This window comes from Psychromonas saccharinae (assembly GCF_051201515.1).
Lineage (GTDB): Bacteria > Pseudomonadota > Gammaproteobacteria > Enterobacterales > Psychromonadaceae > Psychromonas.
The window spans coordinates 1,405,413-1,419,757 of sequence record NZ_CP195153.1 but is presented as its reverse complement, the minus strand read 5'-3'; the positions used below and the strand labels follow the sequence as shown (position 1 = coordinate 1,419,757).

The following is a 14,345-nucleotide window of genomic DNA, read 5'->3' as shown; positions in this document are numbered from 1 at the left end:
GGATACCAAGGCAAGGCGTAACATGATGACCTTTCGAGCGATTAACTGCGTTAATCCTCTATCGGTAGATGTAAAAACAAGACTTTACATCTTTAATGGCTAGTCCTTATCGAATGTTATAACGCAGTATTGCCATGGTTTATAAGAAACGAGCTAGTGACCCGCAGGGCAAGACGAGAGGCAAACATCTTCGTTGTTATAAAGTCTCGATTTAACCCGTTAGATCTTCACCTTTATGCCTAAAATCTGCTCACCTCTCGTCTTGCTGATTTCTGCATCTTGAATGGTAACGGGTATATATTGCATCACTCGGATTGAAATTAGCAGTTATCCTTTTAATTCAGCAAGCTTTAGCTTAACGCGTTTTTCAGATACCGGATAAGCCGTCCCTAATTGCTGAGCAAACAACGACACGCGTAGCTCTTCAATCATCCAATAAATCTCAGCCAATTCTGCATTATCTTTCTCATCGGCCATCATGGTTTGACAGAGCGCGCTATACCGTTCTTCAAGTTCATTTAACGCGATGGTATGCAAACGATCCTGATTAGGATTGATCGGCAACTTTTCAAGACGTTTTTGTAAAGCCATTAAATAACGTTTCAAATCAGGTAACCGCTGTTCTCCCACCTGACAGGCAAATCCAGGGAATATCAAACGCTGTAATTGTGATTTAATATCACCTTGAGCAACCAGCATCGTTAAATCAATCTTCCCCTTAAGCTTCTTATTTATCGCATGGGCGAGGGTTAAAATTTCCTCAACCAATTGCGTGATAACCAGTGTACGATCGGCTAATTCGGCACGCACTTTTTCTTTTTGTCTTTCAAATTCATCGGCAACTTGCGGTGAAGCTTGACCAGCTAAAATAGCATCAACTGCACAGGCAATACAGTCATCAATTAAATCTTGTATTTTACCAAACGGATTGAAATACAAACCTAATTTAGCTTTATTCGGTAAACTTTGTTGAAGATATTTTATTGGCGATGGCACATTTAATAGCACTAAACGACGCAAGCCTACTTGATTCACCTGCGCTGCTTTTTCTTCACTATCGAATAACTCAATGGCGACACTTTTATTTTTATCAACTAATGCAGGGAACGCTTTGACTTCATAGCCACCATGATCCTTTGTAAAAGAGGTCGGTAATTTACCGAAACTCCACGCCTGCAAATCCGTTTTCTCAATACCTTTTTTGGATACTTTAGATAATGTCTGTTTTACCTGACCTTGTAATGTCTGTTGAAGCACAACTAGGTCATCGCCCTGAGCAATACTTTTACCTTTTTCATCAACGACATTAAACTTCATTTTTAAATGTGTCGGTAAAGCGTTCACATCCCATGCATTTTCAGGTAAACGCACACCAGTCATACGCAATAACTGCTTTTCGAAAGCTTCTAATAACGAGGTTTGCAGAGGTGCCATCGCAGCAAGTGCAGCCTGTGCATAATTAGGAGCAGGGACAAAATTACGACGCACGGCTTTTGGCAGGGTTTTAATCAAAGCAATCAATAACTCTTCACGTAATGCGGGGATTTGCCAATCAAATCCATCATTGGTTAATTGATTCAATAACGCCAGCGGCACCTTAACGGTTACACCATCTTGAGTGGTCCCCGGTTCAAAGGCATAACTCAATGACAACTTAAAGGGCCCCTGCTGCCAAAAATCAGGATAAGCCTTTACGGTCACTTTATCCGCGTCGTGTGCCATCACTTCTTCACGCTTGAAATTCAATAACTCAGGTTGTTGTTTTTTCTCGCGGTTCCACCAGCTATCAAATTGTCTTGCACTCGCAACGTCCTGTGGAATATGTTGATCATAAAATTGAAATAATTCTTCATCATCAACCAAGATATCGCGACGACGTGATTTATGCTCAAGCTCTTCAATATCTTCAAGTAAAGCTTGGTTATCTTTAAAGAACCGATGACGGGTAATAAACTCCCCTTCCACCAAAGCATGACGAATAAATAACTCTCGGCATAATGTTGGATCAATTTTGGTGTAAGTCACTTTACGTTTAACCACAATCGGTAAACCGTACAAGATCTGATTTTCAAAAGCGCCAACAACGCCTGTTTTTTTCTGCCAATGCGGTTCACTGTAATTACGTTTAATCAGATGTTGCGCTTGCTGTTCAACCCATTCAGGTTTAATCCGCGCGGCAATCCGGCCAAATAGTTTTGAAGTTTCAACTAACTCTGCCACCATGGTCCATTTAGGCTGTTTTTTAAATAAGCCTGAACCAGGAAACATGTAGAATTTACTATTACGTGCACCGAGGTATTCTGCGTCTTTATCTTTAAAACCAATATGCGAGAGTAAACCCGCTAATAACGCTTGATGAATAGCGTCAAAATCAGAGACCTGCTCGTTCACCTTAATATTTAACTCGTCGGTAACCTGTTTAATTTGCGCATAAATATCCTGCCATTCACGAATGCGCATGTAAGCCAAAAATTCTTTCTGGCACATTTTTCTAAACTGATTACTCGACAATTCATTACGCTGCTCTTTGATATAATTCCAAAGATTCACAAACGCCATATAATCGGAATCTTTATCAAAGAAACGACGATGCTTTTCATCGGAAGCCTGTTGTTTATCCAATGGACGCTCACGCGGGTCCTGAATACTTAACGCCGCACTAATCACCATAACCTCATGCACACAACCAAATTGTTGCGCGGCTAAAATCATGCGTCCTAAACGCGGATCAACCGGTAATTTAGCCAACTGCCGACCCAATCCAGTCAATTTTTTACGCGGATCTTTAACCTCAAGGTTAACGGCTCCAAGTTCTTCTAATAACGATAAACCATCTTTAATATTTCTATCTTCCGGCGGTTGTACAAAGGGAAATTGATTTAATTCACCTAAACCAAGGGATAACATTTGTAAAATAACCGAAGAAAGATTAGTACGTAGAATTTCAGGATCAGTAAACTCAGGACGAGAAATAAAATCATCTTCACCGTATAAACGAATACATACGCCTTCACTGACACGTCCACAACGTCCTTTACGCTGGTTTGCACTGGCCTTAGAAATAGGTTCGATCGGCAAACGTTGTACTTTAGTGCGATAGCTATAACGACTAATACGCACCGTACCGGTATCAATAACATATTTGATCCCTGGAATAGTCAGTGAAGTTTCAGCCACATTGGTTGCCAAAACAATACGCTGACCACGGTGCGATTGAAATATACGATTCTGCTCTGCCACGCTCAAACGCGCAAACAACGGAAGCACCTCGGTATCACGTAGCTTCCGTTTAATCAGCGCTTCAGCAGTATCACGAATTTCACGTTCGCCGCTCATAAAAATCAAAATATCGCCGCGCCCCATACGCTGCAGTTCATCTACTGCATGGAAGATACCTTCTATTTGATCGCCACCAGCAAATTCTTCCAATGGTCGATACAAGGTTTCAACGGGGAAAGTACGGCCCGATACTTCAATAATTGGGGCATCTTTACCATGGCTTCCGAAGTGCTTAGCAAAACGTTCAGGGTCGATGGTTGCCGAGGTAATAATCACTTTTAAATCAGGACGACGTGGCAATAAACGTTTTAAATAACCAAGTAGAAAATCAATATTCAAACTACGTTCATGGGCTTCATCAATAATAATTGTGTCATATTCGCTTAAAAAACGATCATTTTGAATCTCAGCTAATAAAATACCATCGGTCATCAATTTGATATAAGACTGGTCGCTCACCTTGTCGGTAAAGCGAACACGATAACCAACGGTTTCACCGAGTGTAGAGTCTAATTCTTCGGCAATTCGATTTGCCACGGTACGCGCAGCCAAACGTCTTGGTTGGGTATGACCAATAATACCGCTGACACCACGCCCGAGTTCTAAACAAATTTTAGGGATTTGAGTGGTTTTCCCCGATCCCGTTTCCCCGGCAATAATCACCACTTGATTATCGCGAATCGCTTCTAAAATCACGTCTTTCTTTTGACTCACGGGCAGGCTTTCTGGGTAGCTCACCTTTGGTAAATTAGCTAAGCGAAACTCACGTTGGTCGATTGAAGATTGAATATCGCAGGCGACTTTCACTAAAGATTCTTCTACTTTTTCAGCCGTCTTTTGCTTTAAGGCACCATCAATGCGTCGTTGAAAACGAAATTGGTCTTTATAGAGGGCTTTTTTAAGGTGTTTTTTGAGGGTAGAAGCAGCAATGGTCAAAGGAGTTACCTAACGAGATTAAAAGGACGATCCTAACAAGGGAATAGGAAAATTGGTAGGGTTTTATGATTCTGGGTTGGTTGTGTGGCAGATGCCTGATTGATTAGCCTGTTATAGGCTTTCGCTTGTTGCTATTGTTGTTACTTTCTTTGGAATGGTTTCACCCTGACGGCGACGTTACTTTTTCTATTACAGCACGTTGAAACCGACCATCAATGATATAACAGCCATAATTGGTATATAAGTAAGCATAAAATATGAAATGTTAATAGAAACTTTCCGAGGAATCATTTTTAAATGCCCAATTCCAGCCAGAGGCAACATGTAACATAAATGTAAAATCATAAACAGTGTGAAATTTTTACAAAATACGCACTAGTTAGTAGAAGAATTAAAGACACTACGATATAAATTAAAAATTTCATAACTACCTATATGTAATTCTTGAATATTAAAAGGATAATGGCTATTTTCTCACCAGACTTCCCCAAAATATTGCATGTTTTTCATTGCCTCCAACCAAAAACTAATGACTACAATAAAGTCTAGACAACAATACCTTTTATAACTTTATGCTTGATTGAAAGTTAACTCTTATTTATAACATATTCATAATATACCGAAAGAGTATATTGTATATCATTAACTGTATGTCACCTTTCCACCGGAAAAATGGCATTTTAAAAGATAATATAACTGTTATGTGTAATTAGGAATTATATGATATTTCGTAGTGATTTTGGCGTTTATGTATGCTCGCATATATTTAGTAATCAATTTCCTGTATTGGAAGCGATTAGAGATCTTGATGGTGATTGGCAATTCTTATGTGGGCAAGAAAACTGTGCAGAAAATGGTGAGCCTCACTATATTGGTGTTGGACATCTTACTGCTAACGATTCTACAATCAATCAAGCTGCGTGCTTAGAAGTTGGTACGTATTGTGAACGCAAAACTACAAAAGAAGCTTGGATGTTCGGTGAACTAGAGTAACCGTAGAGTTCATATATAATAGGTTAATAAGCAAGGATAAAATACAACTTACTATAGGTTTTTAGGCTTTCGCTTGTTGCTGATGAGTTAAATTGCTTTGTGGGAGCTCCGCTCTGACAGCGGGTTACTTTTCTTTGAACTGCCAAAGAAAAGTAACCAAAAGAAAAGCAGCCCCAAGCCATTTTTTGATCTAAAAATGTATCACCACTTTTTAACGCACCGGTTCAGATAGCACATCCCTGTGCAAGCTGAACCTAATGAAATCTTCCAGGATTTCATTCGCTAAAGCAGTGTTACATTGTAAGAAAAATGGATGGGGAATTACATAGACGCGTTGGTTTAGCTATTTATTCAAAACCAATACGGTACTTTTCAGTGTTTCAACCGTCATTATTTCCTTTAATCTGCTTTCCGCATGATGTAGATTTAACTTATATTTATAACACATTCATAATAAACAGAAAAAGTGTATTGTAATAACATATTTAAATCATTAATTACTGCCACCTACCCACCGGAAAAGTGACATTTTGAAGGTTAATGTAGCTGTTAGATCTCAAGGTAATATTATGCGCACTGTTCACGGTATAGAAGTAAGCCAAAAAGTATTATTAGGTGAAGAAGAATTCATCAAATACAAACGAGTAAATAGAATATGGTACGCAATATTATGTGCTATTTTAGTTTCTATTTTTTGCATGATTTCAGTTGGCGTTTATATAGGGCCATTGGTATTTGTGTATTGTATTCCTTTAGGGGTTTTAGCTTCCAAAAATAAAAGTAATCCGATTAAATGGGTTTTATTCACTATATTGTCTACAGCAGTTCTAGGCTTCATAATCAGCCACATTTTAATTACAATAAAAGGTTTTAAGCATGAATGGCTTTAAGCTCTAATCGGGTAACCGGAGGTCTCTAGCCTCCTACCGCACAGGGCGGTTCATCTTCCTTCATGAATAGTGAATGTAAATCCAAGTTTCCCTTAATTACACCAATCCTTGACGTTCTAAAAACGCATTACTGATCGCTTTATTTATTACAATCAGGATCCCTTTCGTTTACGAACTTCTACAAGGCCCTTTGCTGGTACTTTTTATAAATTCTCTGGCACAAGATGTTTAGCTTATTGTAAGCTTTCGTTTGTTACAGGTGGTTTAACTTTCTTTTAGATGGTTTCGCCCTGACGGCGACTTTACTTTTTCTAAATGACGAAAAAAAGTAAGCAAAAAACGCCACCCCAAACCATTTTTTGATCTTAAAATGCATCACTACTTTTTAACACATCGGTTCAGATAGCACATCCCTGTGCAAGCTGAACCTAAAGAAACCTTCCAGGATTTCATTTGCTAAAGCAGCGTTACATTTCAAGAAAAATAGATGGGGAATTACATAGCCGATATGGCTTGATGTTATTTGATTACCTAATCATTCAAAACAAAGGTCATCAATTGGTTCGTCATTAACAATATCAAACTGAGATAACCATGGCTTTAACTGATAAACAACACAACTATTAATTAATCGCCGACTAAACTGACGCATTTTCACCGTAAATACGACTTATAGTAGTCTTTCTACATGATGTCAGTTTTATGATATTTTTTATCTGATTGAATAACCGTTTAAAGTTGGTATTGTTATCTCAATTATAAATAAATTAACAATGTCCGTCTTTCCACCGGAAATATGGAATAATTCGGGTTAGGTATTACGATTAATCAATAGTTGAAATTAATATGAAGTCAAATAATAAATCTCCAATTGTTATCTGTCCGAAATGTAAATCATGTGTTTTGGATGAAAATAATGAATGTGAACATTGTGCCAATGGTTTGTCTTTAATGGATGTAAGCACTGAAAATTTAGATGCCAACTCTTCGCATAAAGTTAAAAAAAGTAGTTTCTCGTGGTTTATTCTAAAAGCTGGGTTGATTTTGTTTTTGATTTCTTTTGTGGGACTTGTAGTCGGTCTTGTGATCGCTAATGTTATGCCTGACTGTAACTGTAATGAATCTCTAATTTGTTCAGATTGTGGTGGAGCGGATGAATTATTAACTCTTCTAATTTCAGGTGGTTTTTTTGGCATTATAATTTCTTTTCTACTTATACTACCACTATCGCTTATTATCGGTTTTTTTTCGTCACTTTTAGGAAATAAAAAGTAATTTATTATTCACCAAATACCTAATCGGGTAGCCGGCCTCCAGCCCCTACACCACCCTGCATGCGGCTCCGCACAGGGCGGCTCATCTTCCTTCATGAATAGTGAATGTTAATCCACGTTTCCCTTAATGACACCAATCCTTGACGTTCTAAAAGAGCATTACTGATCGCTTTATTTATTACAATCAGGATCCCTTTTGTTTTAGAACTTCTACAAGGGCATTTACTGGTACTTTTTATAAACCCACTGACACAGAAAATAGCAAGATGTTTGGCTTATTGTAAGCTTTCGCTTGTTGCTGATGGCTTAACTTTCTTTTATTTTTCCCTAGAAGATCTATGCAGATTAGGTAACTCATCAGGCCCTCAATTAACTAATGTCAGACGACCTAAATATATAAATACTACTGAAATAAACGGTATTACTGTTGTTGTATCAAATGGTAAGGGGATTTCACTTTCGACAAAAGAACGTCTTGATAAAACACCAATGTCTGGCTGGCTTTGGAAAATAGGAAAAGGGATTCAAGTTCCTCAAAGCCTTAAATTAATAAATGATCGCCCTAGCCATTATAGTATTTGCCCAACATCAAATATGCCACTAGATGAGTTTATTGGGTTATTATCTAAACTTGCATTAAAATGCCAAAAAGTTTTTAAAAAAGAAGCAGTGTAAATGAGTGAAGTTAGAGAGCTAGACGTTAAATTAAATGACTGGAAAACTAGGTATGTACTTGACCCTTTCCAGAGAAATGGAGCGCCTTAAGACAATAAATAGTGAATCTGATGACGAAGATAAAATTGCGGATGCAGGAAATGACTATTTAGAAATTTCTAGCCTATTTGATAATTTGTCATCAAATGCAGTTTCGTTATTTGGCGAACAAATTTTAAACTTCAGTCGCGATGAAGCATAGTTATAATCGGGTAGCTGGAAGTATCTAACCTCCAGCCCCCTGTATGCGGCTCCGCACAGGACGGTTCACTTTCTTTATGAATAATGAATATTAATCCACGTTTCCTTAATGACACCAATCCTTGACGTTCTAAAAACGCATTACTGATCGCAATATTGATCTCTTTCGCTTGTTGTAGGTGGTTTAACTTTCTTTTAAATGTTTTCGCCCTAACGGCGACTTTACTTTTTCTAAATGACGAAAAAAAGTAAGCAAAAAGCGTCACTCCAAACCATTTATTGATCTTAAAATGTAACACTACTTTTTAACGCACCGGTTCAGATTGCACATCCTAGTGCAAGCTGAACCTAATAAAATCTGAAGAACTTGTCCGCTCATAACACTAAACTGACGTTTAATTCGCTCCAATATTTATTTACTAAAGCAGTGCTGTATTGTAAGAAAAATGGATGGGGAATCACGTAGCCGCTTTGGTCTAGTTATATATTCAATACCAGCATAGCGTTTATCAATTTTTCCACTGTAATTATTACCTTTTGTCGTATTTCCGCATGATGTAGGTTTTATAATATTTTTTATCTGATTGAATCTCTGTTTAAAGTGGGTATTGTTATCTCAATTATAAATAAATTAACAGTGTCCATATTTCCACCAGAAATATAGAATCATTCGAGTTAGTTACACTGTTAGGCATCAGTGTTAACCACAATAGTGGCACCAATATTAGGAGTAAATGTGGAATATATACTTAGTATATTATCAGGTGGTTTGAGTGGTGCCGTATTAGTTTGGTTAGCTAAAGGGTGGATATCTGAAAGGTTGAAACAATCCATTCAGCATGAATACGCAGAAAAACTCGAAAGCTATAAAACAGAGTTGAACTCGAAAGTTGAGGGTATTAAACATGAAAATCAAGTTTCTCAACTTCGTACAACATTGTTCTTTGATCACCAAAGAGATGCGTTCGCTACTTTGATAACTAAAATAGCTCAAGTGAATACTGACTGGTTAAAGCACTATGATCCAGATGAAGGGTTATATGAACCTGTACCATTTGAAGGGTATCGAGAATTTAAAAGTCTGTTATACAAGCATCAACTGTTTTTGAACGAAGAATGTTTGATGGCAATGTCTTTAGTCACTTCTGCATATACAAGATCTTTTCCCTATGATGATCGTAGTGGTGCTCCTCCACACCAGAATGATTCTAGTTCCCATGTTTCATATATTGAATACCTACAACCAAGAATCGCTTCAATTTTCCGAAGTAAAATTGGTGTGGCATCTGATCCCCAACATTTAGTTGATATTGCTGTTCTATCCGCTATCGAGCTTGTTAATAGCTACCACTTTCTAGAGGTTGATATTCCACCTAAAGGGAACTTATCAATAAAGGGCATTAACAACGCCTCTGATAAAGTTGCTTTAGGTTTGAAAAACAAAGATGAATTAATATCTCTACTTGAAAATTTTGATGCGTACTTAAACCGAGATGGTGGTTGGCTTCATGAAGCACAACTTAAAGTAAAACGAATCTTAAATGTCCTTAGATAAATGCCTAATCGGGTAGCCGGAGGTATCTAGTATCTAGCCTCCAGCCCCAACACCACCCTGCATGCGGCTCAGCACAGGGCGGTTCATCTTCTTTCATGAATAGTGAATGTTAATCCACGTTTCCCTTAATGACACCAATCCTTGACGCGCTAAAAACTCATTGCTGATCGCTTTATTGATTACAATCAGGATCCCTTTCGTTTTAGAACTTCTACAAGGGCCTTTGCTGGTACTTTTTATAAATCCACTGGCACAAGAAATAACAAGATGTTTGGCTTATTGTAAGCTTTCGCTTATTACTGATGGTTAAACTTCTTTTAGATGGTTTCGCCCTGACGGCGACTTTACTTTTTCTAAATGACGAAAAAAAGTAAGCAAAAAACGTCACCCCAAACCATTTTTTGATCTTAAGATGCATCACTACTTTTTAACGCATCGGTTCAGATAGCACGTCCCTGTGCAAGCTGAACCTAAAGAAATGTGAAGGACTCGCGAAGCTCGTCCGCTCATAAACCTAAACTGACGTTTAATTCGGTCCAATATTTATTTGCTAAAGCAGTGCTGTATTGTAAGAAAAATTGATGGGGAATCACATAGCCGCTTTGCTCTAGTTATATATTCAATACCAGCATAGCGTTTATCAGTTTTTCCACTGTAATTATTACCTTTTACCCTCTTTTCTCATGATGTAGGTTTTATAATATTTTTTATCTGATTGAATAACCGTTTAAAGTTGATATTGTTATCTCATTTATAAATAAATTAACAGTGTCCGTATTTCCACCGCAGATATAGAATCATTCGGGTTCGTTACACTGTGTATACAAATGGAAGTAATTTTGAGTTCAGAAAAGCTAGATTTAGAGCATCTCCCTCTCCAAAATGAGTTGATTAGATCAGCGTGTTTGGTGTTCATTTCAGAGAGTGATGTAGTAGCTGGTGTGTTATTAGGCTCATTGGCAGCAGGGAAAGGTGACCGTGTATCGGATGCCGATATTCTTGTATTCACAAAGAATGACTTCCATCAATCTACAAACGAGTGCTTCTCAACTTTCGAGTGTGACAAGGAAATATTCTATCAACTTGACGGTTTCCACAATGATAATGCTTACTTTAAAAAGTACATTTTTAATGATCTGACTAGTGCCGAAATTCACTGTTTAGATTTAAGTGAATCATTCAGTATTTCAAAACCGTTTAAAGTGTTATTTGACAAAAATGGCATCATTGAGCAAAGGGTAACAGATGAACCAGCACCAAAGCATGAGGACTTTCCCGCTTATACGAATGGTGATGATGGCCTTACTTGGGAGCTTTTTGATTGTATCAAGTGGATGAGCCGTGGAAATCATAAGTTGGCTAAGAACCATTTAAAAAAGCTAGTCGATAAACTTTAACTGTTTGTATAATCGAGTAGCCGGTGGTATCTAGCCTCCCCCCCTGCATGCGGCTCCGCACAGGGCGGTTCATCTTCCTTCATGAATAGCGAGTATTAATCCACATTTTCCTTAATGACAACAAACCTTGTCGTGCTAAAAACTCATTACTGATTGCATTTTTCGGTCTTTCCATCGTAATTATTATCATTTTTCACTTTTTCGCGTGATTTATATTTAACTTTTATTTGCAATATATTAATAATATATAAAAAAGTGTATTGTAACAGCATATTTAAATCATTAACTACTTATCACTTTTTTATCTAAAACAGTGACATTTTGTAAGTTAATATAACTGTTAGCATTAACATCAAACTGTTCAGCAATTAAAACGGATAAAATATGAAAAATAAAATCTTAGGGAGTGTCATTTCATTATTGCTTGTTGGTTGTGCATCTAACCCAAACGCACCTGCTCACCCTATTTCAGAATCTATGTTAAAACTACAAACGTACACTTATACAGACTTAAACGGAACAAAAAGCGACCTCTGGAAAAAAGCCCTAAACTACATGGCAACCACCTATGGGGATAGTAAAGCGGTATTACGAGTTGAAGATGAATTGGAGGGCGTACTGATCGGTAAAGGACTTGTTCGTTGGCAAAAGTATGATTCTTTTCTAAGTCCAAATTGTTTATCGGAATATGATATTAGATTCATTGCTAAAAATAATAAAGCGCGCCTTCAACTAGAGTTGTTACGCGGGGTTCCAGCCGCATCAGAATGTAATTGGGCGTTACCTTCAAATTATGGTTATAAACAAATATTGAGTCAATTTTCGAATATCTCGGGAAACCTTAAATCTGCTTTACATGGAGAGGGTAAATTAGAGTCCATGCAAGACTTCTAAAAAGTTTAAACTAATCAGGTCACAAAAGTTTTAGCCTGCATCCCTCACACTACCCTGCATGCCCCCCCGCACAGGGTGGTTTATTTTCCTTCATGTATAATAACTACGTTTTACTTAATAACACCGAGCCTTATCTAACACCACATGACGGATCCACTCTTTTATTCCTCCCCTACATTTGAACAATGATCTTATCTTCGTTTAGTCTTTTATTTTTTAAAATAGAAGCAAAGCGATAAAAACAGCAGACAAATGACGGCGATCCTAACTGTATGCTTCCGGCGCTGTTGTAGTTTTGTGTTGATGGTCTAATATTTAGTTATCATTACTTTGAATTTCAAGGTGTAACTATGATCAATAGTTAAAGATCCACCTTCTTAGAAGGTGGCTTTGCTTTTTACCCCCTAGAAGGGGGCGGTGGTTTGCCTTCTTAGAAGGCAAACTGTTATCCCCAGTTAATTATTAAAATTGTAATTGTTCCTGTTGCTTTTCAAGCTGTTCCTGATACTTCACGTATTTCCTAACCATTTCAGCATCCATTCCAACTGTATCAACACAATATCCCTTAGCCCAAAAACTATTACCCCAATAAGGCTTCTTTCTTAGGTTAGAAAATTGTTTAAATATCCTAATTGCAGTACGCCCTTTTACCGCACCAAGGACCTCTGATATCGATCTTTTTGGTGGAACTTTCACTAACAAGTGAACATGATCCGGTTGTACATTTAGCTCAACAATTTCACAACCTAACCTTCCGCAATATATTTGAATACAGCGGTAAACCTCATTAGCAACTGCGCCTGTTAATATTCGGTATCTATATTTAGGTACCCAAAAAATATGATATTGGCAATGCCATATAACGTGTGATAATTTCTCAAATCTACTCATGCTACTTTCCTTTTTGTTGTGGGGACAACTAAATAGGTTAATAGCATGAGTAGAAGCTATAGGCATAGCCTAAAGCTGATGACCACGCCCACAGGACGTGGTTTTTAATTTTTAATAAACTAAAAAGCATTCTTAAAGACGTTACCTACCTAAACTACTCTGACCTTAAAAAGCTACGACATGAGGTTGAAAATAACATTTCAAGTAATCAAATTGGTAAAGCAATCGCAGAACATGAAGATCGTGTTTGCAACTGTCCTCACTGTGACTCTGAGCTTATTAATAAGTGGGGAGTAACTAAGCAAGGTATTCAGCGCTTTAGATGCAAGGCTTGTTCAAAGACCTTTAATGCACTATTTTCAACACCTTTCTACCGTATGAGAAAACCAGAAAAGTGGATTAATTACTCTAATTTAATGTGGAACGGCACTTCACTTAGGAAGTCTGCCTCCCTTTTAAATATAAACCTTAAAACAGCTTTTCGATGGCGTCATGTTTTCTTAAAGCAACCTCAGAATATAACACCCTCTAATTTACATGGAATTATTGAAGCCGATGAAACTTTTATTGCGGAGTCTTTTAAAGGTAAAAGACAAATTAGTAGACCAGCCCGAAAGCGAGGTGGTGGCAATATAGCTCAAGTCCCTATTATCATGGTATTAGATAGAGCTGGAAATATAGTGCACAAGGTTATCGAAAATAACACAAAAGAAAATATTGAGGCCGTTTTAACCCCTATTATCTCAGAAGGTTCGGTGTTGTGCACAGATGGTAATATATCCTACATAGGTATTGCCAAAGGCTTGAACATTGATCATAAAAGATTAATTGGTTTGGATAATCAGCGTGTTATTGAAAGCGTATATCATATTCAAACATTAAATAATTATATGATGCGCTGGAAGTCTTGGCTTAAGCGATTTTGTGGCGTAGGTACAGCTTATTTAGAGAATTACCTAAGTTGGTTTCGTTTTATGGTACAAAATAAAGAGCATTCAGAACAGGTCTGGGTTGAATCTGCGCTTTAAAATTAACAGAAAAAATGCAACCAACACTAAGTACAACAGAGTCATGCTTCCACATAAATATTATTTTAAATGATTGAGAAAAAATGAAATTAAGGTCGTGTCACTTTGAGCTGCTTTTGTACTTTTAAGGCGAGCTAATTCGGCATGAAAAAGAAATGAGAGCACAGCCCCCCTTTAACTCAAGTTCGTGATGTAAATTTCACATTACCTCCTCATCCAATTGATTAAAAATTAAAACTTGATATCATAAACTCAAATTTAAATAAAATTAATTATCTGTTTTTACAGCCAAG

At 37.4% G+C, this 14,345-nt stretch carries 11 protein-coding genes; 9 read left to right on the top strand and 2 right to left on the bottom strand.

Features of this window, described 5'->3' with window-relative positions; genetic code table 11:
* Positions 1-327: 327 nt before the first annotated feature.
* On the bottom strand, positions 328-4,215 hold the full coding sequence (gene hrpA / locus ACR30L_RS06350; RefSeq protein WP_435237190.1) for an ATP-dependent RNA helicase HrpA: 3,888 nt from the start codon (positions 4,213-4,215) through the stop codon (positions 328-330).
* Positions 4,216-4,935: 720 nt separating this feature from the next.
* Between hrpA and ACR30L_RS06345 the strand changes: the two genes are divergently transcribed.
* From ACR30L_RS06345 to ACR30L_RS06310, 8 genes are all read left to right on the top strand, one after another.
* On the top strand, positions 4,936-5,208 hold the full coding sequence (locus ACR30L_RS06345; protein ID WP_435237189.1) for a hypothetical protein: 273 nt from the start codon (positions 4,936-4,938) through the stop codon (positions 5,206-5,208).
* A 569-nt stretch (positions 5,209-5,777) separates the two neighbouring features.
* Complete coding sequence (locus ACR30L_RS06340) at positions 5,778-6,098, top strand: hypothetical protein (RefSeq protein WP_435237188.1); 321 nt, start codon at positions 5,778-5,780, stop codon at positions 6,096-6,098.
* An 846-nt stretch (positions 6,099-6,944) separates the two neighbouring features.
* Positions 6,945-7,373, top strand: a complete 429-nt coding sequence (locus ACR30L_RS06335) for a hypothetical protein (protein ID WP_435237187.1) — start codon at positions 6,945-6,947, stop codon at positions 7,371-7,373.
* A 269-nt stretch (positions 7,374-7,642) separates the two neighbouring features.
* Positions 7,643-8,047 carry a hypothetical protein gene (locus ACR30L_RS06330; RefSeq protein WP_435237186.1) on the top strand — a complete coding sequence of 135 codons (405 nt, stop codon included), beginning with the start codon at positions 7,643-7,645 and terminating at the stop codon, positions 8,045-8,047.
* A 34-nt stretch (positions 8,048-8,081) separates the two neighbouring features.
* Positions 8,082-8,288: a hypothetical protein gene (locus tag ACR30L_RS06325; protein WP_435237185.1), complete on the top strand. Its 207-nt coding sequence runs from the start codon at positions 8,082-8,084 to the stop codon at positions 8,286-8,288.
* 735 nt (positions 8,289-9,023) lie between these two features.
* Positions 9,024-9,842, top strand: a complete 819-nt coding sequence (locus ACR30L_RS06320) for a hypothetical protein (RefSeq protein WP_435237184.1) — start codon at positions 9,024-9,026, stop codon at positions 9,840-9,842.
* An 839-nt stretch (positions 9,843-10,681) separates the two neighbouring features.
* Entirely contained in the window at positions 10,682-11,239 is a 558-nt protein-coding gene (locus ACR30L_RS06315) for a nucleotidyltransferase domain-containing protein (RefSeq protein WP_435237183.1), read from the top strand.
* A gap of 384 nt (positions 11,240-11,623) precedes the next feature.
* Complete coding sequence (locus ACR30L_RS06310) at positions 11,624-12,133, top strand: DUF4468 domain-containing protein (RefSeq protein WP_435237182.1); 510 nt, start codon at positions 11,624-11,626, stop codon at positions 12,131-12,133.
* 462 nt (positions 12,134-12,595) lie between these two features.
* Here ACR30L_RS06310 and tnpA read toward each other — a convergent pair whose 3' ends face one another.
* Positions 12,596-13,024 carry an IS200/IS605 family transposase gene (gene tnpA / locus ACR30L_RS06305; RefSeq protein WP_435237181.1) on the bottom strand — a complete coding sequence of 143 codons (429 nt, stop codon included), beginning with the start codon at positions 13,022-13,024 and terminating at the stop codon, positions 12,596-12,598.
* A gap of 107 nt (positions 13,025-13,131) precedes the next feature.
* On the opposite strand from tnpA, the gene ACR30L_RS06300 reads away from it, so the two are divergent.
* Positions 13,132-14,052, top strand: a complete 921-nt coding sequence (locus tag ACR30L_RS06300; protein ID WP_435237880.1) for an IS1595 family transposase — start codon at positions 13,132-13,134, stop codon at positions 14,050-14,052.
* The last annotated feature ends 293 nt before the right edge of the window (positions 14,053-14,345 follow it).

Bases quoted from the DNA above. Each gene is read 5' to 3' on its own strand.
- ACR30L_RS06345 (WP_435237189.1), top strand. From the start codon at position 4,936: ATGATATTTCGTAGTGATTTTGGCGTTTATGTATGCTCGCATATATTT.
- ACR30L_RS06335 (WP_435237187.1), top strand. From the start codon at position 6,945: ATGAAGTCAAATAATAAATCTCCAATTGTTATCTGTCCGAAATGTAAA.
- ACR30L_RS06310 (WP_435237182.1), top strand. From the start codon at position 11,624: ATGAAAAATAAAATCTTAGGGAGTGTCATTTCATTATTGCTTGTTGGT.
- ACR30L_RS06325 (WP_435237185.1), top strand. From the start codon at position 8,082: ATGACTGGAAAACTAGGTATGTACTTGACCCTTTCCAGAGAAATGGAG.
- tnpA (WP_435237181.1), bottom strand. From the start codon at position 13,024: ATGAGTAGATTTGAGAAATTATCACACGTTATATGGCATTGCCAATAT.
- ACR30L_RS06340 (WP_435237188.1), top strand. From the start codon at position 5,778: ATGCGCACTGTTCACGGTATAGAAGTAAGCCAAAAAGTATTATTAGGT.